Source organism: Pseudoduganella violaceinigra DSM 15887 (assembly GCF_000425385.1).
In the GTDB taxonomy this organism is placed as follows: Bacteria; Pseudomonadota; Gammaproteobacteria; order Burkholderiales; family Burkholderiaceae_D; genus Rugamonas; species Rugamonas violaceinigra.
In genome coordinates this window covers 1-22,693 of record NZ_AUDI01000020.1, presented here as the reverse complement: position 1 = coordinate 22,693, position 22,693 = coordinate 1, and the positions used below count along the sequence as shown (strand labels likewise).

18 protein-coding genes and 2 rRNA genes are annotated in these 22,693 nt (G+C 62.5%); 6 read left to right on the top strand and 14 right to left on the bottom strand.

The features are described 5' to 3' along the window. Window positions 1-13: 13 nt before the first annotated feature. A complete protein-coding gene (locus H597_RS0113405) occupies window positions 14-1,852 on the bottom strand; it encodes an ABCB family ABC transporter ATP-binding protein/permease (RefSeq protein WP_028102599.1) in 1,839 nt (612 codons plus the stop codon). Between the two features lie 101 nt (window positions 1,853-1,953). On the opposite strand from H597_RS0113405, the gene H597_RS0113400 reads away from it, so the two are divergent. Next, window positions 1,954-2,328, top strand: coding sequence for an acyl-CoA thioesterase (locus tag H597_RS0113400; RefSeq protein ID WP_229632166.1), 375 nt, complete (start codon window positions 1,954-1,956; stop codon window positions 2,326-2,328). 4 nt (window positions 2,329-2,332) lie between these two features. Continuing rightward, window positions 2,333-3,880, top strand: coding sequence for an alkaline phosphatase D family protein (locus tag H597_RS0113395; RefSeq protein ID WP_028102597.1), 1,548 nt, complete (start codon window positions 2,333-2,335; stop codon window positions 3,878-3,880). Between the two features lie 111 nt (window positions 3,881-3,991). On the opposite strand, the gene H597_RS33305 is transcribed toward H597_RS0113395, so the two are convergent. The 5 genes from H597_RS33305 to H597_RS0113370 form a co-directional block, all read right to left on the bottom strand. Further along, window positions 3,992-4,405, bottom strand: a complete 414-nt coding sequence (locus H597_RS33305) for a glycoside hydrolase family protein (RefSeq protein ID WP_051293770.1) — start codon at window positions 4,403-4,405, stop codon at window positions 3,992-3,994. Window positions 4,406-4,491: 86 nt separating this feature from the next. Next, the gene (locus H597_RS0113385; RefSeq protein ID WP_028102596.1) at window positions 4,492-6,162 is read right to left on the bottom strand and encodes a long-chain-fatty-acid--CoA ligase; all 1,671 of its coding nucleotides are present in this window, start codon (window positions 6,160-6,162) and stop codon (window positions 4,492-4,494) included. 28 nt (window positions 6,163-6,190) lie between these two features. After that, the gene (locus H597_RS0113380) at window positions 6,191-7,885 is read right to left on the bottom strand and encodes a long-chain fatty acid--CoA ligase (RefSeq protein WP_028102595.1); all 1,695 of its coding nucleotides are present in this window, start codon (window positions 7,883-7,885) and stop codon (window positions 6,191-6,193) included. 174 nt (window positions 7,886-8,059) lie between these two features. After that, window positions 8,060-9,190: an aminopeptidase gene (locus H597_RS0113375; RefSeq protein WP_028102594.1), complete on the bottom strand. Its 1,131-nt coding sequence runs from the start codon at window positions 9,188-9,190 to the stop codon at window positions 8,060-8,062. A 9-nt stretch (window positions 9,191-9,199) separates the two neighbouring features. After that, entirely contained in the window at window positions 9,200-11,254 is a 2,055-nt protein-coding gene (locus tag H597_RS0113370) for a molybdopterin-containing oxidoreductase family protein (RefSeq protein ID WP_028102593.1), read from the bottom strand. 96 nt (window positions 11,255-11,350) lie between these two features. Between H597_RS0113370 and H597_RS0113365 the strand changes: the two genes are divergently transcribed. After that, window positions 11,351-12,547 (top strand): M20 aminoacylase family protein, encoded by a 1,197-nt coding sequence (locus H597_RS0113365; protein WP_028102592.1) that lies wholly within the window; start codon window positions 11,351-11,353, stop codon window positions 12,545-12,547. Here H597_RS0113365 and H597_RS0113360 read toward each other — a convergent pair. Continuing rightward, complete coding sequence (locus H597_RS0113360) at window positions 12,544-13,428, bottom strand: NAD(P)-dependent oxidoreductase (protein WP_267871888.1); 885 nt, start codon at window positions 13,426-13,428, stop codon at window positions 12,544-12,546. The two genes, H597_RS0113365 and H597_RS0113360, sit on opposite strands and share 4 nt — an antisense overlap. Window positions 13,429-13,584: 156 nt before the next feature. Between H597_RS0113360 and H597_RS0113355 the strand changes: the two genes are divergently transcribed. After that, window positions 13,585-14,130: an acyloxyacyl hydrolase gene (locus H597_RS0113355; protein ID WP_028102590.1), complete on the top strand. Its 546-nt coding sequence runs from the start codon at window positions 13,585-13,587 to the stop codon at window positions 14,128-14,130. Window position 14,131: 1 nt separating this feature from the next. Here H597_RS0113355 and H597_RS0113350 read toward each other — a convergent pair whose 3' ends face one another. Continuing rightward, window positions 14,132-14,866 carry an SDR family NAD(P)-dependent oxidoreductase gene (locus H597_RS0113350; RefSeq protein WP_028102589.1) on the bottom strand — a complete coding sequence of 245 codons (735 nt, stop codon included), beginning with the start codon at window positions 14,864-14,866 and terminating at the stop codon, window positions 14,132-14,134. Beyond that, entirely contained in the window at window positions 14,863-15,939 is a 1,077-nt protein-coding gene (locus tag H597_RS0113345; RefSeq protein ID WP_028102588.1) for a patatin-like phospholipase family protein, read from the bottom strand. The genes H597_RS0113350 and H597_RS0113345 overlap by 4 nt, the downstream gene beginning before the upstream one ends. 11 nt (window positions 15,940-15,950) lie before the next feature. Here H597_RS0113345 and H597_RS0113340 point away from each other — a divergent pair, with 11 nt between their 5' ends. Both H597_RS0113340 and H597_RS0113335 read left to right on the top strand, forming a co-directional pair. Continuing rightward, window positions 15,951-17,120 carry a phosphatase PAP2 family protein gene (locus H597_RS0113340; protein WP_083941087.1) on the top strand — a complete coding sequence of 390 codons (1,170 nt, stop codon included), beginning with the start codon at window positions 15,951-15,953 and terminating at the stop codon, window positions 17,118-17,120. Then, window positions 17,117-17,734, top strand: a complete 618-nt coding sequence (locus H597_RS0113335; protein WP_028102586.1) for a CDP-alcohol phosphatidyltransferase family protein — start codon at window positions 17,117-17,119, stop codon at window positions 17,732-17,734. The genes H597_RS0113340 and H597_RS0113335 overlap by 4 nt, the downstream gene beginning before the upstream one ends. Here the strand turns inward: H597_RS0113335 and H597_RS0113330 are convergent. The 5 genes from H597_RS0113330 to H597_RS0113310 form a co-directional block, all read right to left on the bottom strand. Next, window positions 17,685-19,475 carry a bifunctional alpha/beta hydrolase/class I SAM-dependent methyltransferase gene (locus tag H597_RS0113330; RefSeq protein ID WP_035374158.1) on the bottom strand — a complete coding sequence of 597 codons (1,791 nt, stop codon included), beginning with the start codon at window positions 19,473-19,475 and terminating at the stop codon, window positions 17,685-17,687. The genes H597_RS0113335 and H597_RS0113330 overlap by 50 nt on opposite strands. Before the next feature lie 9 nt (window positions 19,476-19,484). Next, a complete protein-coding gene (locus H597_RS33300; protein ID WP_083941086.1) occupies window positions 19,485-20,375 on the bottom strand; it encodes a phosphatidate cytidylyltransferase in 891 nt (296 codons plus the stop codon). A gap of 97 nt (window positions 20,376-20,472) precedes the next feature. Beyond that, window positions 20,473-22,200 carry a M4 family metallopeptidase gene (locus H597_RS0113320; RefSeq protein WP_028102584.1) on the bottom strand — a complete coding sequence of 576 codons (1,728 nt, stop codon included), beginning with the start codon at window positions 22,198-22,200 and terminating at the stop codon, window positions 20,473-20,475. Window positions 22,201-22,372: 172 nt separating this feature from the next. After that, window positions 22,373-22,485 (bottom strand): 5S ribosomal RNA (rrf, locus tag H597_RS0113315). A gap of 86 nt (window positions 22,486-22,571) precedes the next feature. Then, window positions 22,572-22,693 (bottom strand): 23S ribosomal RNA (locus tag H597_RS0113310); the annotation flags it as partial.

The following is a 22,693-nucleotide window of genomic DNA, read 5'->3' as shown; positions in this document are numbered from 1 at the left end:
CCCGTCCTCCCTATCAATCGACAAGCTCGCCGCTCACCGGCGAGGACTGCTCCAGCTCTCCGCGCGCCTGTTGGCGCTCCCACATTTGGGCGTACAAACCTTCGCGCGCCAGCAGCGATGCATGCGTGCCGCGCTCCACAATCTTACCGTGATCCAGCACCAGGATCTGGTGCGCATCGGCGATGGTCGACAGGCGGTGGGCGATAACCATGGTGGTGCGGTTCTTCGCGATCTCTTTCAGTTGCGCCTGGATCGCCTGTTCGGCCTTGGAATCGAGCGCGGAGGTGGCTTCGTCGAAGATCAGGATGGCGGGGTTCTTCAACAGCGTGCGGGCGATCGCGACGCGCTGTTTTTCGCCGCCGGACAATTTGAGGCCGCGTTCCCCCACCATGGTTTCGTAGCCGTCCGGCAGGCCGGCAATGAAGTCGTGGATCGAGGCGGCGCGCGCCGCTGCAATGATCTCGTCCTTGTTGGCGCCGGGGCGGCCGTAGGCGATGTTGTATTCGATGGTGTCGTTGAACAGTACCGTATCCTGCGGCACGATGCCGATCGCATGGCGCAGCGAATTCTGCGTGACGTCGCGCAAATCCTGGCCATCGATGGTGATGCTGCCGCTGTTCACTTCGTAGAAGCGGTACAGCAGGCGCGAAAGCGTCGACTTGCCGGAGCCGCTGTGGCCCACCACCGCCGTCGTGGTGCCGGCCGGGATCGTGAAGTCCACATCGAACAGGATCTGGCGCTTGGGGTCGTAGCTGAAGTCGACATGGTTGAAGCACACTTCCGCGCCTTGCGGATGCAGCGGCTTCGCATGCCCGGCATCGTCCACTTCGCGGTTCTCGTTCAACAGCGAGAACAGGCGTTCCATGTCGGCCAGGCTTTGCTTGATTTCACGGTAGATCACGCCGAGGAAATTCAGCGGGATGTAGAGCTGGATCATGAAGGCGTTCACCAGCACCAGGTCGCCCAGCGACATCTTGCCGTCGATAACACCCTGCGTGGCGCGCCACAGGATCAGCGTCACCGCAATGGCAATGATGGCCGACTGTCCGGTGTTCAGCATGGACAGCGATGTCTGCGACTTGACCGCCGCCTTTTCAAAATGCTGCAGGCCTTCGTCGTAGCGATTGGCTTCGTAGTCTTCGTTGCCGAAGTATTTCACCGTCTCATAGTTCAGCAGCGAGTCGATGGCCTTGGTGCTGGCCTTCGAATCGAGATCGTTCATGGTGCGGCGGAAGTGCGTGCGCCAGTTCGTCACCAGGATGGTAAAGGTGATGTAGATGACCAGCGCCGCGAAGGTGATCACCGAGAACCAGATATCGTAGTGCGTGACCAGGTAGCCCAGCACCAGCGTGATCTCCACCAGTGTCGGCAGAATGTTGAACAGTGTGTAGGAAATCAGCGAACTGACGCCGCGCGTGCCGCGCTCGATATCGCGCGTCATGCCGCCAGTCTGCCGATTCAGGTGGAAGCGCAGCGACAGCGAATGCAGATGGCGGAACACTTTCAGTGCAATGGTGCGCACCGCGCGCTGGGTCACGCGCGCGAAGAGGAACTCGCGCAGCTCGGTGAACATGGTGGTCGACAGGCGCAGCAGGCCATACGCCACCAGGGTCGCCAGCGGCAGCACCAGCAGGGCGCGCGGATCGCCCGGCTTGACGGTCATATCGTCCACCAGCTGCTTCAGCACGACCGGCACCCCGACATTGGCGGCCTTGGCGCCGACCAGCGCCAGCAGCGCCGCCAGCACACGCCACTTGTACACCCACAGATAAGGCAGCAATGTTTTCAGAGTTGCAATGTCGCCGCGTTGCGGACCGGGCGGAGGTGGCGGAGTATTCGGATAGCGGCGCATACGTAAGCTGGCTGGTTTAAAATCCCACCAATTGTAGTCCTTCATGAGATTTTGCGATGAGCACCCAAGAACAAACTTCCCGCGGCCTCCCTCCTGGAAAAATGCCTGAACTGCGCGTGATGCCCGCGCCGTCCGACGCCAATGTCTACGGCGACGTGTTCGGCGGCTGGATCATGGCCCAGGTCGACATTGCGGGCTCCCTGCCCGCCACCCGCCGCGCCAATGGGCGCGTGGCCACCATCGCAGTGAACTCCTTCCTGTTCAAGAATCCGGTGTTCGTTGGCGACTTGCTAACCTTCTACGCCGACATCGTCAAAGTCGGCAATACCTCGATCACCGTCAATGTGGAAGTGTATGCGGAACGCAACCGCCTGCAGGCCAATATCGTCAAGGTCACCGAAGCCACGCTGACCTACGTCGCCACCGGCCCTGACCGCAAGCCGCGCCCAGTGCCGCCGCTCGAAACGCTGCTGTAAGCCCATGCGGGACGGGCGCCGCCTGCTGCTCCGCACCGCGGCCCGCGTGGCCGCCCTGGCGGCTGCGGCGCCTTATCTTCCCGCCCAGGCGCGCAGCGCCGTCAGCGACGCCTATCCTTTCACGCTGGGCGTTGCTTCCGGCGCGCCCCTGCCCGATGCCATTGTCCTCTGGACCAGGCTCCTGCCCGATCCGCTCAACGCGGCGTCCATCCCGCCTATCGCACAGCAGCTGCGCTGGGAAGTCGCGCACGACGAAGCCTTTACCCGCGTCGCCGCCAAAGGCACGGCGGTCGCGGCGCCGGCGCTGGCGCATAGCGTCAATGTCGATGTGCGGGGCCTCGCGCCTGGCCGCTGGTACTGGTACCGCTTCATGCTGGGCGACGCCGTCAGCCCAGTGGGCCGCACGCGCACCGCGCCGGCGCCCGGCAGCATGCCGGACATGCTGAAGCTGGCCGTCGCCTCCTGCCAGCACTGGGAATTCGGCCATTACGCTGCGCACCGCCATATCGCGCAGGCCGCGCCCGACCTGGTGGCCTTCCTCGGCGACTACATCTACGAATGGGGGCCATACAGCCTGCAACATCCCGCCGGAGCCCGGCGGGTGGACGAGAGCTTCACGCTGGCACAGTACCGTGCGCGCTACGCACAATACAAGAGCGATGCCAACCTGCAGGCGGCGCACCATGCGGCGCCATGGCTGGTCACCTGGGACGACCATGAGGTGGCCAACGATTACAGCCCGACACGGGATGAACTGCTGTCGCCGGACTTTGCGCAGCGGCGTGAAGCCGCCTACCAGGCCTACTTCGAACACCAGCCGCTGCGCACCCAGCGGCTCTACCAACGCTACGACTGGGGCCAGCTGGCCCGCTTCCATGTGCTCGATACGCGCCGCTACCGTTCCGTGCATGCCTGCCAGGCGGCGGGACGCGGCGGCTCCAGCTCGGTCCATCGCAGCGCCTGCGCCGCCCTGGCAGACCCGCGCCGCAGCATGCTGGGCGGCGAGCAGGAGGCGTGGCTGGCGCAAGGCCTGAAGGAATCGACGGCGCGCTGGAATATCATTGCCCAGCAAACGCTGATGGCGCAGATGTCGCAAGTGCCGCCGGCAAACGGCAAGGACGGCCGCTTCTGGACCGATGGCTGGGATGGATATCAAGCCGCCCGCGCGCGCCTGATGGATGCCATGCGCGGCGCACGCAATCCGCTGGTGCTGTCGGGCGATGTGCACACCTTCTTTGCCGCCGAACTGCGGCGCGATCCCGCGCGCGCGGACAGTGCCGGCAATCCCGTGATCGCTACGGAGTTCTGCGGCACCTCCATCACCTCCAGCTCGCGCCCGCAGGCGCGCACACAACAGTATGTCGACATGAACCCCGGCCTGCGTTTCGGCCGCAGCGACAGGCGCGGTTTCATGCTGCTCGAACTGCGGCCCGACCGCGCGGCAATGGCATTCCAGGCCCTGGACGAAGTACGCGATCCACGCAGCGGCCTGTCGACGCTTGCCAGCTTCACCGTGGCCGACGGCATCGCTGGACTGCGAATGACCAAGTGAGCATTTTGGCCGCCGAAACAAGCCTCTAGTGTTTCTTGCGCAATCTTGCGCCTGCCGGAGCAGGTGCCGCTTTCCATGAGCAACGCCCAGCTGCGCGATGGCGTGCGCTCGTCAGGCGCGGAAAGGCGCGCTTTCGTCCTTGCGCCGCGCGGCCAGTCCCGCGTGCGCTACCAGGCGGCCGTCCACTGGCGTGGCGATATTGCGCAGCATTGCATCGGACGCGCCTTCGAAGTCGCCAGCATCGATACGGCGCAGCACCAGCATGGCGCCGCCAGCCCCGAGACTGCAGGTGTAGCTGACCAGCGCATCGAACTGCGCCTGCGTGAGGGGATGATGGCTGACCTGGCGCTGCACGGCGCGCTCCGCGCAGCGCACGGACAGGTCGAATGCCGCCTCGACCTGGTCGGGCGTCATATCGGTTCGGGAGACTTCGTAGTAGCCGCGCAGGCCTTCGCGCTGTCGTAACGCGCGGCGGCCTTCGGTGCTGAGGGAGAGTGCGGTGTTGTGTGTCGTCGATCGGCCCATGATGGTTTCCGGAGGCTGCGCTGGTGGGACATTCCACTTTACAGCCGCTCCGGAACCATTATTTGCGCCAGATCAAGAATACCGGCTTATGCTGCCTTTTTTTCGTCGCGCAGCTGGCGGCGCAGGATCTTGCCGACATTGGTCTTCGGCAGTTCGTCGCGGAACTCGATGTACTTCGGCTTCTTGTAAGCGGTCAGTTCGTGCTTGCAGAACTCGAGCAGCGCTTCCGCCGTCAGGTTCGGATCCTTGCGGACCACAAACAGCTTGACCGCCTCGCCGGAGTTGGCATCCGGTACGCCGACGCAGGCCACTTCCAGCACGCCTGGATGGGCGGCGACCACGCCTTCCACTTCGTTCGGGTACACATTGAAGCCCGACACCAGGATCATGTCCTTCTTGCGGTCGACGATGCGCACGAAGCCCTTGTCGTCCATGATGCCGACGTCGCCGGTCTTGAAGAAGCCGTCCGGCGTGATCGACTTGGCCGTTTCGTCCGGGCGGTTCCAGTAGCCGGCCATCACCTGTGGGCCGCGGATCGCGATCTCGCCGGCGGAGCCCAGCGGCACTTCATTGCCGTCGTCGTCCAGGATCGCCACTTCAGTGGAAGGAATCGGTACGCCGATGGTGCCGGTGAATTCCTTGATGTCGACGCGGTTGGCGGTGGCCACCGGCGAGGTTTCGGACAAGCCATAGCCTTCGATGATCGGGGTGCCGGTCACCTTCAGCCAGCGGTCGGCCACCGACTGCTGCACAGCCATGCCGCCGCCGTTGCAGATCTTGTAGCTGGAGAAGTCCAGCTTGACGAAGTCCGGGTTGTTCAGCAGCGCGTTGTACAGTGTATTCACCGCCGGGAACACGGTCACCGGATACTTGGCCAGTTCTTTCACGAAGCCCGGAATGTCGCGCGGGTTCGGGACCAGGATATTCATGCCGCCCAGCTTCCAGCCCATGAAGCAGGAAATGGTCAGCGAGTAGATGTGGTACAGCGGCAGCGCGGCCACGAAGACCATCTGCTGGCTGCTCGGCGCCATCTGCAGCCAGGCTTCGTTCTGCAGCATGTTCGCCACCACGTTACGGTGCAGCAGCACCGCGCCTTTCGACACACCGGTGGTGCCGCCGGTGTACTGCAGGAAGGCGATATCTTCCGGCTTTTGATCGGCCGGTTTCAGCGTCAGGCGCGAGCCTTCCGACAGCACCTGCTTGAAGCTGACGTGGCCGGGGATATTCCAGGCCGGCACCATCTTCTTCACATGGCGCACCACGAAGTTGACGATGGCGCCTTTCAGGCCGCCCATCAGGTCGCCCATGGTCGCCACGATCACGTGCTTGACCGGGCTCGAGGCCAACACTTGCTGCACGGTGGTGGCGAAGTTTTCCAGCACGATCACGGCTTCCGCACCGGAGTCGTTCAGCTGGTGCTGCAGCTCGCGCGGGGTGTACAGCGGGTTGACGTTGACCACCACGTAGCCGGCGCGGATGATACCGGCCAGCGCCACGGGGTATTGCAGCACGTTAGGCAGCATGATGGCGACGCGCGCGCCCGGCTGGAGGCCCTTCGATTGCAGCCAGGCGCCGAATTGCTTCGACATCTGGTCCACCTCGGAGTAGGTCAGGAACTTGTCCATGCAGACGTACGCGTTGCGGCTTGCGTACTTCTGGAACGATTCCTCCATCAGGTGGGTCACGGAACGGTACTGGGACGTATCGATCTCCGCAGGAACGCCTTCAGGGTATGACTTCAGCCAGATTTTTTCCATCGTATTGCCTTTCGTGTGCCTTGCCGCTTTATGCAGCTTTCTTATCGTCGGCAGGCTTCTCGTCGCGCAGCATGCGGCGCAGGATCTTGCCAACGTTCGTCTTCGGGAGCTCCGTGCGGAACTCGATATATTTCGGCTTCTTGTAGCCGGTCAGATTTTGCTTGCAATGGTCCATCAGCGCTTCCACGGTCAGGTTCGGGTCTTTCTTCACCACGAACACTTTCACCGCTTCGCCCGAATGCTCGTCCGGCACGCCGATGCAGGCGCATTCCAGCACGCCCGGATGGGCCGCCACCACGTCCTCGATTTCGTTCGGGTAGACGTTGAAGCCGGAGACCAGGATCATGTCCTTCTTGCGGTCCACGATCTTGACGTAGCCGCGCTCATCCATCACGCCGACGTCGCCGGACTTGAAGTAGCCGTCGGCCGTCATGACCTTGGCCGTTTCGTCCGGACGGTTCCAGTAGCCGGCCATCACCTGCGGGCCGCGGATCGCGATTTCGCCGGCGACGCCAAGCGCCACTTCATTGCCGGCGTCGTCCAGGATCGCCACTTCGGTGGATGGAATCGGCAGGCCGATCATGCCGGAGAACTCCGTGCTGTCGAAGCGGTTGGCGGTGGCCACCGGCGCGGTCTCGGACAAGCCGTAGCCTTCGACGATGGTGACGCCGGTCGCGGCCAGCCACTTGTCGGCCACGGCCTTCTGCACCGCCATGCCGCCGCCGTTGGCGACTTTCAGGCCGGAGAAGTCCAGCTTGCTGAAATCGGGATGGTTCAGCAGCGCGTTGTACAGCGTATTCACGGCCGGCAGCATATTGAAGCGGTACTTGGCCAGTTCCTTGATAAAGCCGCCGATATCGCGCGGGTTCGGAATCAGCACGTTCAGGCCACCCTCGCGGATGCCCCACATGGCGCACACGGTGAGCGCGAAGATGTGGTACAGCGGCAGGGCGCAAATAATGGTGCGCTCTTCCGGCGGCAGGTCGGCCAGCTTGGGCGCCGACCAGGCCTGCATCTGCAGCAGGTTGGCGATGATATTGCGGTGGGTCAGGGTCGCGCCCTTCGACACTCCCGTGGTGCCGCCGGTGTACTGCAGGAAGGCCACGTCTTCATGGCGCAGTTCGACCGGGGTCAGCTTCATGCTGCGGGCATGGCCCAGCGCATCCTTGAAGCGCACCGCGTTCGGCAGGGAGAAGGCCGGCACCATCTTCTTCACGTTGCGCACGACGAAGTTGACGATCATGCCTTTCAGGCCGCCCAGCATCTCGCCCATATTGGCGACGACGATGTGCTTGACCTGGGTACGCGGCAGCACCTGTTCCAGGGTGGTCGCGAAATTTTCGAGGATGATGATGGCTTCGGCGCCGGAGTCGTTCAGCTGGTGTTCCAGCTCGCGCGGGGTGTACAGCGGGTTGACGTTGACCACCGTGTAGCCGGCGCGCAGGATGGCGGCGATGGCGACCGGGTATTGCAGCACGTTCGGCATCATGACGGCGACGCGTGCGCCCTTCTTCATGCCGCGGCTTTGCAGCCAGGCGCCGAGACGTTTCGAATGCTGGTCCAGGTCGGCGTAGGTGATGGCTTTGTCCATGCACACGAAGGCATGGCGCGTCGCGTACTTCTGGAACGATTCTTCAAGCAGGTGAACCAGGGAGCGGTATTGCGTAGCGTCGATTTCACTGGGGACGCCAGGGGGATACGACTTCAACCAGATTTTTTCCATCCTCTGCCTCTTTGTCTCAGTTTTATATGTGTTTTTATTCGCGAAAATAGAACGGCCGTGCTTTCCCGCACTCTAAATGCTATCCTGCGGGAAAGCACAGGGCAAGCACTTTTCCGGATTTGGAACGCGCACTCTATCGCAGGCCTTCATGCTGCAGAGCAGCATCGCTTTTCGTCAATTGACGACGCCCGCGTCCTTGGCAGCAGCGGCCGTCGTCGCCTCATCGGCTTGCGCCATAGCGCGCGCCAACTCGTGCAACCGTTCATGCCGCTCCACGGATGGCAGGTTGCTCATGTTCCGCACCGCAACATAGAACTGCGGGAAGGCTTTTTCCTTGGCCAGCAAGGCGCGGAAGCCAGGCAGCAGGTCATTATAGGTCGCAACCGATGCCAAATGGGCATTATTGAGGGGTTCCGCAAAGAAGCGGTCGTAGCCGTTATAGCCGCCCCAGTTCGCCTTGAGGACTTTGTATTCCTCCTGCAGGGCAGCAAAGATGCGCAGCTTTTCCTCGCGCTTCTTTTTCACGCTGGACTTGCTGGCGTAATTGTCTGCCAGCATCTGCCGATGCTTGACCAGCAGGCCCATGAAATCCTGGCGGCGCGCGTTATAGCGCACATAGGCTTCGCGCATGGCATCGTTGCCGTACAGCTCGAGCCAGCGGTTGACCCCGGCCTCCTCCACCGCCGAGGCGAAGGCTTCATTGAATTTGGAATCGCCCTGCACGTACACCACCTGGTGCGCCAGCTCGTGGAAGATCAGGCGCGCCAATTCCGCATCCGAGTGGTTGATGAAGGTGGACAGCAAGGGGTCGCTGAACCAGCCCAGGGTGGAATAGGCCGGCACGCCGCCGACCTGCACGTCGTTGCCCTCCTTGCGCAGCTCATCGGCATAGGCTTCGGCATCGGCCTTGTCGTAATAGCCGCGATAACTGACGCAGCCCGCGATGGGGAAGCACCACTGCACCGGGCGCAGCGACAACTCAGGCGTGGCAACCACGTTCCACAGCACGAACTGGCGCTTCAGCGGCACGAAGTTCTTGTAACTGGCGTTATCCGGCAAGCCCAGCTCCTGCACCGCGAAGCGGCGGATCAGCTTGGCCTTTTCCAGGCGGTCCTTGAGTTTGGGATCGGTGGCGGGATCGCCGATCCAGTCGTCGACCGGACGGGCATCAGACCAGAGCGCGTATTGGCCCTGGGCCGCCTGGAAGTAATACTTGAACTGCGCACAGCCGGCCAGGAGCGCCGCGCACACCGCCGCTGTCGCCAGGTAGCTGGCCCGCAGTTTCAGGGGGACGAACGTGCGCATAAATCATTCTCAGGCGGCTTTCTCGACTTGGACCAGTGTATCGTAAAACGTCGGTGCGCGCCCCATGTCGGTCAGCCGCTGGCTGGTGACCTCGTTGGCGTTCTTGCCGTCTCCGGCCAGCTTCTTCCACCAGATCGACAAGCCCACCACCAGGCCTGCGCGGGCTTTGGAGGTAACGCGCGCCTTGCACACAAAGGAACCCCGATCGTTGAAGATGCGCACCATATCGCCGTGGTTGATGGAGCGCGCGGCCGCGTCGGCGGGACTGATGTCGAGCTGGGGCTCGCCCTCCGTCGCGCGCAGGCTTTGCACATTCACAAAGGTCGAGTTCAAGAAGTTGCGGGCGGGCGGAGATATCATCGCCAGCGGGTATTTTGCCGCCAGATCGGGGGCAGATGCCGCCGATTCGTAGTTCGGAATATAGCTGGGGAGCGGATCCAGGCCATCGGCCTTCATGCTTTCTGAGTAGAACTCACATTTTCCTGAGGGTGTGGGGAAATTGCCGCACGCAAAAGGCGCATCCGGAACTTCCAGTTTCTGCCAACCCTTGCGCTTGAGTGACTCCCAGTCAAACTGCACAAAGGCCACCGAGGCCAGCGCGTCATCGCTGTCGCCGAAGCAGGGATCGTCGAGGCCCATGCGCGCCGCCAGCAGGCGGAAGATTTCCGTATTCGGCTTGGCTTCCCCCATCGGGGCGATGGCGGGATTATTCGCCATCATGTACAGGTGGCCATACGCGCCGTGCGCATCGGTATGCTCGAGCTGCGTGGTGGCCGGCAATACGATGTCCGCATAGTCGGCGGTATCGGTTTGGAAATGTTCCAGCACCACGGTGAACAGGTCTTCGCGCGCAAAGCCGGCCTGCACTTTGGAGGAGTCCGGCGCGACCGCCAGCGGGTTCGAGTTGTAGACGATGACGGCCTTGATTTGCGGGCCGAAGCCGGGCGAGGCTGGGCGCAGCAGATCGTCGCCGATGGTGCTCATATTGATGGTGCGCGGCTGCCGGGCCAGCAAGTCCGGACGCTGCAGCGCGGCCAGGTTTTTCTTGAAGGTGCCGGAGGCGGACAGTTGCACGCCGCCCGCCGCGTGGCGCCAGGCGCCGACCAGCGCCGGCAGGCAGGCGATATTGCGCACCGCCATGCCGCCGCCGTGCACGCGCTGCAGGCCGTAGTTCATGCGGATGGCAACCGGCTCGCCGCGCTTGGCGGTTTCGCCGTACTCGCGCGCCAGCCCCTCGACTTCGTCCACCGTGATGCCGCAGATTGCCGCCGCGCGTTCCGGGGTCCACTCGGCCACCCGTTCGCGCAACTGCTCGAAGCCCACCGTGTAGCCGGCAATATAGTCGTGATCCAGCAAGTCGTCGCGCACCAGGATGTGCATCAGGCCCAGCGCCAGCGCGGCATCGGTGCCGGGCAGCACGGCGATGTGCTGGTGGCATTTCTCGGCAGTCAGCGAGCGGTAGGGGTCGATGGCGATCAGCTTTGCGCCATGGCGCTTGGCTTCCTGCGCCCGGGTCCAGAAATGCAGGTTGGAGGCAATCGGGTTGCCGCCCCAAATGAGGATCAGCTTGGCATTCTGGAACTGTTCGACGTCGGTGCCGATGGAGGCGCCCACCGTGTACTTGTAGCCGGTGGCGCCGGCCGTCGCGCAGATGGTGCGGTCCAGCAGCGAGGCGCCGAGTTTGTGGAAGAAGCGCGCAGACATCGACTCGCCCTGCACCAGGCCCATGGTGCCGGCATAGCTGTACGGCAAGATCGCTTCCGGCTCCGTTTCGGCCAGCGGCTGCAGGCGGGCCGCGATCTCATCCAGCGCTTCGTCCCAGCTGATGCGCTCGAACTTGCCCTCGCCTTTCTTGCCGACGCGGCGCAGGGGGTGCAGCAGGCGGTCCGGCGCATAGGTGCGCTCGGTATAGCGGGCAACCTTGGTGCATAGCACCCCGGCCGTGGTGGGATGGTCGGGATCGCCCTTCACTTCGGTCGCGACGCCATCCGCAACGGTGACGAGCAGGGCGCAGGTATCGGGGCAATCATGCGGGCAGACGGCGCGGACTTGTGTTTGAGACATCTTGATGTGGATTATCGACGGCGGAAAACAGTATCGTAAACGATTCCAGAAAATCGCATCGGGAGGCTAGAATGGCAACACCGATGGAGAATAATAATGAAACTAATCGACCCGATTATCGCGTTTCAATCCGAGTTGCAGCAGATCCGGCGCGACCTGCATGCCCACCCGGAGCTCTGCTATGAAGAAGAACGCACGGCCGACGTGGTGTGCGCCAAGCTGACCGAATGGGGCATTCCCTTCGAGCGCGGCCTGGGCAAGACCGGCGTGGTCGGCATCATCAGGAACGGCACGTCCGGCCGCGCCATCGGCCTGCGCGCCGATATGGACGCCCTGCCTATGCAGGAAATCAATTCCTTCCCGCATGCCTCCAAACACCCGGGCAAGATGCACGCCTGCGGCCATGACGGCCATACCGCCATGCTGCTCGGCGCGGCCCACCACCTGGCCAGGCACCGCAATTTCGACGGCACCGTCTACCTGGTGTTCCAGCCGGCCGAGGAAGGCGGCGCCGGCGCGCGCCAGATGATCAAGGACGGCTTGTTCGAACGCTTCCCGATGGATGCCATCTACGGCATGCACAACTGGCCCGGCGCCGGCACCGGCACCCTGAGCGTGTGCGAAGGCCCGATGATGGCGTCCTCCAACGAATTCCATGTCACCGTGCGCGGCAAAGGCGCCCACGCGGCCCAGCCGCACAAGGGCATCGACCCGATCATGATCGCGGTGCAGATCGCGCAGGCCTGGCAGACCATCGTCACGCGCAACAAGAGCCCGCTGGATACGGCCGTGCTGTCCATCACCCAGATCCATGCCGGCAGCGCGACCAATGTCATTCCCGACGACGCCAAGCTGGTCGGCACCGTGCGCACCTTCACCACCGACGTGCTGGACATGGTGGAGAAACGCATGCGTGCGCTGGCGGAAGGCATTGCCGCCGCCTTCGACGCGGAGCTTGAATTCACCTTCCGCCGCAACTATCCGCCGCTGGTGAACCACGCCCGGGAAACCCGCTTCGCGCTGGACGTCATGAAGTTGGTGGTCGGCGAATCGATGGTGGACGGCAATGTCGAACCGACCATGGGGGCGGAGGACTTTGCCTTCTTCCTGCAGGAGAAACCGGGCTGCTACATCTTCATCGGCAATGGCGAAGGCGAACACCGCGACGGCGGCCATGGCCTCGGCCCCTGCGTGCTGCACAACGCCAGCTACGACTTCAACGACCGCCTGCTGCCGATCGGCGCCAGCTTCTGGGTGCACCTGGCCGAAGCCGCCCTGCCGCAGGCGCGTTAAGGCAGCTTGTCGGTCTGCGTGCCGACGCGCACGCCGCCATTCAGCCGCTCCAGCGCCAGCAGCGCGGCGGAATGGTCGGCACGCGGATACACATCCTTGATCGCTTCGTAGCGCTCCGTCACCAGGCGGGTGAGCGGCAGCGCCACACCCGCCGCTGCGGCGGCGGCCAGGATATTGTGCTGGTCCTTCAGCTGCGTCAGCACCTGCCCGCCCGGCAGGAAATTGCGCTCCAGCATGCGCTGGCCATGCACCTCCAGCACGCGGCTCTCCGCAAAGCCGCCACGAATCGCCTCGCGCACCGCCACCGGATCCGCACCTGCCGCCTGCGCCAGGAGCAAGGCTTCCGCCACGATGTTGATGGTAGCGCCGACGATCAGCTGGTTGCACAGTTTCGCCACTTGTCCGCTGCCTGCGGGGCCCACCAGTCTGGCCGTGCCCATCGCTTGCAGCACCGGCCGCGCCGCCTCGAAATCTTCCGCGCTGCCGCCGGCCATGATGGCCAGCGTGCCTGCCTGCGCGCCGCCGACGCCGCCCGACACGGGGGCGTCAATGAAGCGATGGCCACGCGCTGCGAGCAGTGCGTGGAAAGCCTGGGCCTCGTCCTGCCGCGTGGAACTCATATCGATCCACAGCGTATTCGGGCGCAGCGCGTCGATGGCCGCTTCGATCACGCCGCCGACCGCATCGCCGGCCGACAGCATCGACACCACGACCGCCGCATCGGCCACCGCATGCGGCAGCACATCGTCCGGGTCGGCACCGGCGGCGGCCAGCACACCGGCCTTGCCCGGAGTACGATTCCACGCAGTGACCTTGAACCCGCCGGCTAAAAGACGGAGTACCATAGGTTCACCCATCAAGCCTATGCCGAGAAATGCAATGCGCCGGGAGTGCGTCACGATAAACTCCAGATATGCCAGTATTACAGTGATTCTAACAATTCAGGGGGCGCCTGAAAGAATTTCAGAACGAAAGTAAAATTGCCAGCATTGCCGCAGCAATTGTGAAGACTGCGGCATGGACTAGAGAGAAAAATTATGAGGATCAAAAAAATATTCGCTTTGGCGGCCGCCACCCTGGTAACGCAATCTGCTTTCGCCTTCGACGTCAATTCTGCTTATGTGGAGTACGGCTCTGCATCGCGGGTGCGCATGGTGCGCCTGGGGGCAACCCAGAATTTCAAGCCTGAATGGACCTGGTTCAATGCCAATGGCAGGCACCTCACAGGATACTGGGACGCCAGCGTAGGCTATTGGGAAGAGCGCCAGTGGAACAATATCGTCGGCGACAAGAAGAGCCTCGCCGACATCGGCATCACGCCGGTATTCCGCTATGAACGGACCGATAAGAAGGGCTTGTATGTCGAAGGCGGCATCGGTGCGCACGTGCTGTCCAAGATCTACAACAACAACGACGACCACTTGTCGACCGCCTTCCAGTTCGGCGATCACATCGGCGTAGGCTATGTGTTCGACAACAATTGGGACGTCGCAATCAAAGCGCAGCATTTCTCCAACGGCGGCATCAAGAATCCTAACAGCGGCGTCAATTTCCTCGTCGTGAAAGCGGCCTACCGCTTCTGAATCATTTCTTGCGCATGCGCTGCAGCCCCTTTGGCAGCAGGTTGAACAAGCGCACCGTCGCGTGCAGCTGCCAGGGGAAAATACAATGCGCGACCTTGTCCTCGATCGCGCGGACGGTGCGGCGCACCGCCTCTTCCTCTGTTTGCAGGTAAGGCTTGTGCGCTGCACTTCCACCATTCAGCTCGCGCAGTTTCTGCGTATCGACATAACCAGGCACCACCGCCGTCACCGCCACGCCGTGCGGCGCCAGGGCCTTGCGGTAGGCGTCGGCGATGGCAATGGCGGCGCGCTTGCTGGCACTGTAAAGCGAGCCATCCGGATATTCGTGCAGCAGGCCGGCGATCGATGCCACCACCGCCATCTGGCCACGGCCTTGGCGAAGCATGGCATCCGCGCCCGCATCGAATGCATGGCACAGGCCCGACACATTGGTCCTTACCAGCGGAAGGCTGCGCATGCGGTCCCCGGCGATTGCCTCGGCGTCCGCATACTGGCCGGCGGTCACCACCAATAAATCCAGTCCCTCCCGGGCAAAGTCCCCAATGGCATCGAACACCGCCTGGCGGTCGCCGATGTCGAAACCATAGCGGCGCAGCCCCGCATGCGAGGCGATGGGATTGCCGTCGAGCCGCGACGGATCGCGGCCGCATAAGGCCAGTTCCGCCCCTTGCCGGACGTAATGCGCCGCCAGCGCCAAACCGATGCCGCTGGTACCGCCGATGATCATGACCCTCATTCACGTCCCCTGTTGAAGCGTGTCGCGCGGCGCAGGCGCAAACCTGGATTTGCGTATGCCTCCATGCCGCGCTGGTAGCCGTATTGCCACTGCGCCTCCACATCCATGGCATATTCGTCGAAGCTGCGCGGCATCTCCAGCCTGATGCGGTTGCCGCGCCAATCGATGCGTTTCCGCATGCCGCTGCCGCGCAGCGCACTCGAGATATCGCTGGTGTCGACCCAGGCGTGCGCATGCTGGGAATGCACATGGCGCAGCCTGGCGTTGCCGTCGATGCCCAGAACGGAACGCAGCGCCGGTATGGCCAGCGCCTGGTCGAACGGCGCCTTGGCTTCCATCGTTACGTGCTTCGCTAAACCATGTGCGATCTCGATCGGGAACAGGTCAATAACTCCGCCCATATAGTGATTGCCATTATGCGCATGGCAGGCGAAGTACAGCATATCGGTGATCGAGCTGCGCACCGCGTCGGCAACGGGCATGCGGCTGTCCAGCAGGAGCCCTGGCGCCACCGCCCCGCAGCTCCATGCGGGCCTGCTGGCGGGGGCCGTCCATCCCTCGAGCAGGCGGCAGGCGCGCTCCGGGCCCAGGACGACTTCCGCGAACAGTTCACGCCCTTCCCGCGCCTGCCCGATGTGCTGGCGGCCGAACAGCAGCTTGGCAGCGACGATCGCCAGCGCCATGCCCGGCTGCGAAGATACCGGCAAAGGCAGCAATTCCGGCAGCTCGAACATGTAATCGTCGAATACGTCCGGCACACGCGTTGCGCGGCCCGGCGAGAGTCCTCGCAGCAGGGCCGATCCCAACACCGGCAGCGGCCTCACATGCGGTGCGGTGCGCAGGCCGCACATGAACCGGTACATTTCCTGGGAGGCGAGCCACTGCTTGCGCCGCGCCGCATCGGGCAAGCCCTGGATGATTGCCGCGGCCAGCGAGCCGCCGCAGCTGGCGAGGAGGATGTCGGGCGCCATGCCGCTGTCCTCCGCTGCGGCGTGCATGCCAAGGTAGTAGCCGAAACGGAAGCCTCCGCCCGCCATCACCATACAGCGCTCATACTTTTGGTTCACGTTCATTGCGTGACATAATGCCACGAATGCAAGTCCTGCACCTGATCATCAATGCCCTCATCTTCGGGCTCTGCTACACGCTCGCCAACCATGCCGCCGAGATGGCGCAGGTCCAGCGCTCACTGGCGCTCCCGTTCGAGCAGGCCATTCCCTTCCTGCCATGGATGATCATCCCTTACGCCAGTTCCGGGCCTTTGCTGGCCTGGGCCTTCTTCAAGATTCGCGACAGGGAAGCCTTGCGTGTGTACAGCCGCCGCCTGATGCTCGCCACGGTCGCCGCCACTCTGGTCTTTGCCTGGTTCCCGGCGCGCTTCCCGGCCATCCGGCCCACTCCGGACAATGCCTTCCTCCAGCTGGCGTACGGCCTGCTCGATGCCTCGGACCGCCCTTACAACCAATTCCCTTCGCTGCATATAGCCTATTGCGCCCTGCTATGGCTCGCGCTACGGCCAGCAATCGGGCAGCGGGGCTGGCGTGCGGTCCTTGCCTGCTGGCTGCTGCTTCTGGCCGCCAGCACCTTGCTGACCTGGCAGCACAGCGTCGCCGATGTGGCCGGCGGACTTGTTCTTGCGGCACTCGCCAGCTATGCGGTGCGCCCTGGCGCCACCGCGCGCCAAACCATTTCGTTCTATTACGCGCTCATGTCGGGCATGGCGCTGGTGGCGGCGGCGCTATTTTCGCCGTCATGGCTATGGCTCTACCTTTCTGCCAGCCTGCTGCTGGTGGCATGCGCCTACATGCGCCGCAACGCAGCCTTCCTGCGCAAGGAACAGGGGCGGCACCCGGCCTGGATATGGCTGCTGTTCTGGCCCTACCTCGCCAGCTACGGCCTCACCTGGCAGCTGGTACGCTGGCGCCATCGCGGCAAGCCGCCTTTCGGGGAGGCCGCCGACGGCCTGCTGGTGGGCCGCCGATTGAGCGCGGGCGAAGCGCGCCTGCTGCCGCCCGATTGCTGCATCATCGACCTGAGCGCGGAACTCAGCGAAACTGTTGCCCTGCGCGGTATTCGCTACCGACATTTTCCCTTGCTGGACCTGCATGCCCCCGAGCGATCCCAGGTCCGCGCCATACTGACGGCCATCCATTCGGAGCGCACGCTTGGACGCACCGTCTACCTCCACTGTGCGATGGGGTATAGTCGCAGCCATTTCATCGCCAGGATTTACCTTCGTTCACATACGCCATGAGCATTTCGATCTATCAGCTAAAACCACGCTTCCAGCAGGTGCTGCGCCCTTTCCTCAACCTGCTCACGCGCCTCGGTATCACGCCGAACCAGGTCACGCTGGCCGCAATGCTGCTTTCGGTGGGTTACGGCGTTGCATTGGCATTGGCGCCGCAATGCCTCGGCCTGTGGCTTGGCTTGCCGTTCTTCCTGCTGCTGCGCATGGCGCTCAATGCCATCGACGGTATGCTGGCAAACGCCACCGGCAACAAAACGGCAATGGGGGCGCTCCTGAATGAGCTGTGCGACCAGGTGTCGGATGCGGCGCTGTACTTGCCTATAGCCCTGCTGGCGGGCATCTCGCCGCCGCTGCTGGTATTGGTGGTGGTATTTGCGCTGCTGGCGGAGTTTGCAGGCGTTCTGGCGAGCAGCATCGGTGTGGCGCGCCGTTTCGACGGCCCAATGGGGAAAAGCGACCGCGCATTCGCCTTCGGTCTGCTTGGCCTGCTGGTGTGGGCGGGCGTCGCGCCGGTCTGGCACAACGCCCTGCTTGCAGTGGTGCTGCTGTTATCGCTGGTGACGGTATTTAACCGCCTGCGCCAGGCGCTGCGGCTTTCTCCGCAAGCGAAACAGTAAAGATTCCTTCCAGGCCGATGCTGGTCCGAAGCTTACGGCAGCCGGCCAACGCCACCAGGCCGTCCATCTCGGCCTGCACGCGCGGACGCATACGCCAAGGTTCGCCGCGATGGTTGTTCAGCGTGTAGGCGATCATGTCCAGCTGCGGATGCCACGGCTGTCCGGTGTATAGCAAGCTGCCCCCGTCACGCAGGCTGGAGGCTACGCCGCGCAGCGATTGCAGCACCATCGCGTTGTCGCTGAACAGCTCATACAGTCCCGACACGACCGCTATGTCATAGCGTCCCTGCTGCTCTGTGTAGCTATCCGCACTGAATGCATCGCGGCGGCTGTACTCGATGCGGGCGGTAAGCTGCAGCTTCTCCGCCAGGATCTTCGCCTGGTCCAGGTTGTGCTGCCCGTAGTCGCACAGCGTGACTTCGATTTCCCGGTCCTGGAAGCGCTTGATGGTTTCTAGCACATAGCGCGCCGAACCTGCTGCAATGTCGAGGATGCGCACAGGGCCCGGTCCCTCGTGGGCCGCGATCCGCTCCGCCAGCATCTGCTGCAACTGCACCTTGCGCTGGCGAATGCCGCGCCAGCCCACCGCATCGAGATAGCCGCGGTCCATCATGGCGCCGAAGCCGAATTTGCCGCCGGCCTGGTTGCGGTACACGTAGTCCAGCGACTCGCCCGAATCGAAGCCGTGGCGCAGGCCGATCTTCATGCCGTCGCTGACAGGCCCCATAACCTTCAGCATATGCTTCTGCAAACCGAACCAGGCTCGCGTCACCGCGTTGCCGGTCTGGTTGTTCATCAGTGCTGCGTAATTCTGGGCGCCTGTTCCCTGCCGATCGGCGGAGGCGAAGCGCTCCATGGAAGACGGCGGGACTGCAAAGCACTGGTCGATAAACTCGCGGCTCGCCTGCATCGCAACCGAGGTATCCTGTTCATAGAAGATCGCGTGGCGGCAGCGCTGCAGTTTGACGTAGCGCTTCATCGGCGATGACAGGCGTTCGAAGAACAGCTTCTGCGGCGCTTCGTGCACGACGTAATCCTGGTCGGCCGCCAGCATCAGCACGGGCGTATCGATCGCGACCGCGTCATGCACGATGCGCTGCGCCGTATCGGCGAGCTCCAGCAGGATCTGCGCGGAAATGCTCTTCGCAATCAGAGGGTCTTCATCATAAGCGCGCGCCTGCTCCGCAGAATGCGTCAGCATGGTTGACCGAATATAGCTGGTCACGAACAGATCCGGCTTGAAGCGCCGTGCGAAACGCAGGCCCGGCTTGGCCAGCGGCACATACAGCTTGATTGCAAAGGCGGCAGCCGCCATGACCAGGCCGCGTACTCGCGGCGCATAGTCATGCAGCCAGGTTGCAGCCACGACGGCGCCAACGCTATTCGCGACCACCAGCACGTCTTCGGCGGCAAATCCATGCTTGCCGCAGATATGGCGCACAAAAGTATCCAGGTCGTCGACCATGGTGGCAAAGCTCGGCGCTGCACCGCGCGCCCCAGGCGAGTAGCCGTGGCCACGAGCGTCGTAGGCGAAGGCCCAGTCGCCATGGAAGCCGAATTGCTCAACCAGGATAGCTATGCGGCCGGAGTGCTCATGCCCCCGGTGCAGGAACACCAGCGCACGAGGTTTCCCACTGCGCGGCTCCAGCGGTTTCCAGCTGCGATAGAACAGACGCGTACCGTCCGCGGCCTCAAATCCGGCCTGGCGTTCGTTCCAGGCGAGGCCTCGATCAATCTTCATTTTTTTTCCTTATCGATAATTGAGTAATACGTACAGCAGCGGCGCTGTAATGACCAGGCTGTCGGCGCGATCCAGCATTCCACCGTGGCCCGGTATCAGGTTTGAAAAGTCCTTGATTCCAAGCTTGCGCTTTGCCGCTGAAAACATCACGTCGCCGGCAAAACCGCCGACCGACAGCAGCACGGCGATTATCGCCAGCCAGGCAGGCCGTCCGAGTCCCAGATAGGCGCCCAGACCAAGCGACAGGAGCACCGAAACCACGACGCCGCCCATCAGTCCTTGCCAGGTCTTTTGTGGGCTGATTTGGGGGACGATCTTCTGTTTACCGAACAATTTCCCGCTGGTGAATTGGGCGATATCGTTCAAGGCCGTCACGATAAACAGATAGAACAGCCAAGACAGGTTTTCTTTCGCGCCAAAAGGCAGATCGACGAAGGCCGGCACAAAGCTGATACCGAAACAGGTTTCGGCGAACAACAGCCAGGGCAGCGCAGCGGGTGCACCGGACAGCCGCCAATAGACGGCAGCCGCAATACTGGCCAGCCCGAAGGCTAAGTGAAGAAGCGGCCATGAGTATGAGCCAACGAGCGCCGCGAGGACGATGCTCGCAATCGCGGCACGGCGGAAGCGCGCGGCATTCGGCCCGCAATATGGTATGAGCTCGCGCGCGGCGAGAGCGCAAATAATGAGCGCCAACAGCGGAGCTCCCAGCGGATACAGGATCAAGCCACCGCTGACGATAGGGAAAATGAACCACCATGCGTTGACCTGGTCGCGTAATTGGCTGGTACGCGAACCAAGCGCCAGTCCCACCCCAGTTGAAACAACGCCCAGCAGCACGTACAGGGCGGCCATCGCATAACCCAGTTGCGCAGTAAAGATGCCATTCATGACTTGCATTTTGCCAACAACTCGTCGGCGCACGATCACACATTGTCACAAAACGAAAAAAAACCGCCAGGTCGCCCCGGCGGTTCTCATGCGATGCGACGCGCCGTTATTCGGCCACATCGGCTCCAACGTTAATGGCGGCATATGCGCGCTGGACCGCCTTCGCTTCGCGGCTACCCACGCCATACAACTCCTGCGCTGCGGCCAGCACTTTGGTCCGGGCATCCGCGTAATTGGTCGATGACGTGAATTTGGTGGTATTCGCGCGGAACCAGATACGGTATGCCTTGTCGATGCCGATGCCCGTCATCGCCTTCGGCTGCTGGGTCAAATATTGCGAGTAGGTGTCGCTGCCCGACGTGGCGCTGGAGCCCATGGCCAGGAAGTAGAACATACGGTTGTTCGGGCCGCTGCTGTAGTGAACGTCCAGGCGTTTGATGGTGGACTTCCAGGCGTCGGGCGACTTGCCGTCCTTGCTTGGCTTGTACATATAGCGCAGCGGGTTGCCGCTCTTCGAAATCTCCTTGCCCATTACCCAGTCGTTGCCGGATGGGACAGGCAGCGAAGTGCCAGACCCGCCAGCGCGGGCATAGGCTTCCACCGCTTCGCCCGAAATATCGGAGGACGACTCATTCAGGCCGCCCGATTCGCCGCGATAGGTCAGGTTCGAGGTGGCGGCGGTAATGCCGTGCCCCATCTCGTGGCCGATCACGTCGATCGAGCCCAGGTTCTTGAATGAGGTGCCGCCATCGCCGATGAACATGCATTTGCAGCTGTCGGTGTAATAGGCATTGTCGTAAGCGGTGTTGACGTGCACCGCGATATAGGTGGCGGTGTTGTTGCCATCCAGCGAAGACCAGCCCAGCACATTCTTGTGCATATCGTAGGTGTTCATCAGGCCCCACAGCGCATTGACCGCGGCAGTCTGGCCGTTGGCGTTTGTCGTGCTGCCGCCGGCGATGTAGTTCTGGCCGTCGCCCCAGACATTGGTCGTATTCGTGTACACCGCGCCGGCGGAGGTGCCGTGGTTCGCATTCGTGATGGCCATTGCGCCGAAGGTGCCGCCGGTACCCCGGCTACCGTCGATCATCTTGTACATGCCACCGGTCAGGGTGGTGTTGATCGGCACGTCGCCGTTGTACTGGCTATGGCCAGTCCCAACCACGCTCTGCACCATATTCCACTGCTCCAGGACGCGGCCATTGTTGGCGCTGACAATGGTATCGTAGAAGACCGGGTTGCCGCGGTCCATGGCGCGCGTTTTCACGTGATAGGCCAGCTCATAGCCACTGACCACGTCGCGTACATCCACGGCGTTCAGCTGGTCTTCGGCCTTGCCTTCGGCTCCGGCTACGCGCACGGTCTTCATGACCGGATAAATCACCAGTTCTGCCGATGATGGATTGGCGCCGGTCTTGGCCAGCGGGATATTCATGGTGCCCTTGGCAATCGCGTCCTGGTCGCCCAGTTTCGGCTTCACGCTGAAGCGTTTCCCGCTCAGGCCCTGGCGGCGGTCGCCGATCGATTCGCTGACGATATTGCCGCCCTCGTCGGTCACCACAACGGTTTCGGATTCGAAAATACGCACGCCCTTGTAGGTGTGGTTCAGGCGGCTGATGGCTTTGCCGTGCTCGCCGGGATGCTGGCTGGCAATGGCGTAACCATGGTCTGCGTCCAAGCCATGCTTGCCCAGTTCGCCGTTCAGGGTCGAGACCAAGCGCGTTTTTTCTTGTGCGGAGAAGGCAACCGGGCTGGCCATCATGCTTGGCGCAGCGCCGGCTTGAGCGGCAACCATGGCGATCGCAGCTGCGATCAGCGTCTTGCGAATTTCCATTTCGTCTCCTTGTACCGATGAGGTAGGGTGTTATAGGGAACCTAACACTATCGACGGGAAACGGCTGAGTCAAAAATTCTACAAACTGAGACATTTTCTGTTGCTTGTCTCATTTTCAACATTCAAATGCAAAAAGCCCGCTAACACACGTTAGCGGGCTTCTCTAATAAGAGCCTGACAATAACCTACTTTCACACTGGTTGCAGCACTATCATCGGCGCAAAGTCGTTTCACGGTCCTGTTCGGGATGGGAAGGGGTGGGACCGACTTGCTATGGTCATCAGGCATAACTTGTCAACAATCCGGGAAGAAGTAAAAGGTGGGGTAGTGTTCTCAAACACGGGTAAGTGCTACATAACCGTCAAGGTTATAGGGACAAGCCGTACGGGCAATTAGTATCAGTTAGCTTAATGCATTACTGCACTTCCACACCTGACCTATCAACGTCCTGGTCTCGAACGACCCTTCAAAGAGCTCAAGGCTCTGGGAAATC

What these genes read in the sequence shown, in the direction of transcription:
- H597_RS33305 (WP_051293770.1), bottom strand. Translation starts at nt 4,405, where the DNA reads ATGGGCCGATCGACGACACACAACACCGCACTCTCCCTCAGCACCGAA.
- H597_RS0113395 (WP_028102597.1), top strand. Translation starts at nt 2,333, where the DNA reads ATGCGGGACGGGCGCCGCCTGCTGCTCCGCACCGCGGCCCGCGTGGCC.
- H597_RS0113400 (WP_229632166.1), top strand. Translation starts at nt 1,954, where the DNA reads ATGCCTGAACTGCGCGTGATGCCCGCGCCGTCCGACGCCAATGTCTAC.
- H597_RS0113385 (WP_028102596.1), bottom strand. Translation starts at nt 6,162, where the DNA reads ATGGAAAAAATCTGGCTGAAGTCATACCCTGAAGGCGTTCCTGCGGAG.
- H597_RS0113405 (WP_028102599.1), bottom strand. Translation starts at nt 1,852, where the DNA reads ATGCGCCGCTATCCGAATACTCCGCCACCTCCGCCCGGTCCGCAACGC.
- H597_RS0113375 (WP_028102594.1), bottom strand. Translation starts at nt 9,190, where the DNA reads ATGCGCACGTTCGTCCCCCTGAAACTGCGGGCCAGCTACCTGGCGACA.
- H597_RS0113355 (WP_028102590.1), top strand. Translation starts at nt 13,585, where the DNA reads ATGAGGATCAAAAAAATATTCGCTTTGGCGGCCGCCACCCTGGTAACG.
- H597_RS0113350 (WP_028102589.1), bottom strand. Translation starts at nt 14,866, where the DNA reads ATGAGGGTCATGATCATCGGCGGTACCAGCGGCATCGGTTTGGCGCTG.
- H597_RS0113335 (WP_028102586.1), top strand. Translation starts at nt 17,117, where the DNA reads ATGAGCATTTCGATCTATCAGCTAAAACCACGCTTCCAGCAGGTGCTG.
- H597_RS0113340 (WP_083941087.1), top strand. Translation starts at nt 15,951, where the DNA reads ATGCCACGAATGCAAGTCCTGCACCTGATCATCAATGCCCTCATCTTC.
- H597_RS0113320 (WP_028102584.1), bottom strand. Translation starts at nt 22,200, where the DNA reads ATGGAAATTCGCAAGACGCTGATCGCAGCTGCGATCGCCATGGTTGCC.
- H597_RS0113345 (WP_028102588.1), bottom strand. Translation starts at nt 15,939, where the DNA reads ATGAACGTGAACCAAAAGTATGAGCGCTGTATGGTGATGGCGGGCGGA.
- H597_RS0113380 (WP_028102595.1), bottom strand. Translation starts at nt 7,885, where the DNA reads ATGGAAAAAATCTGGTTGAAGTCGTATCCCCCTGGCGTCCCCAGTGAA.
- H597_RS0113370 (WP_028102593.1), bottom strand. Translation starts at nt 11,254, where the DNA reads ATGTCTCAAACACAAGTCCGCGCCGTCTGCCCGCATGATTGCCCCGAT.
- H597_RS0113330 (WP_035374158.1), bottom strand. Translation starts at nt 19,475, where the DNA reads ATGAAGATTGATCGAGGCCTCGCCTGGAACGAACGCCAGGCCGGATTT.
- H597_RS33300 (WP_083941086.1), bottom strand. Translation starts at nt 20,375, where the DNA reads ATGCAAGTCATGAATGGCATCTTTACTGCGCAACTGGGTTATGCGATG.
- H597_RS0113365 (WP_028102592.1), top strand. Translation starts at nt 11,351, where the DNA reads ATGAAACTAATCGACCCGATTATCGCGTTTCAATCCGAGTTGCAGCAG.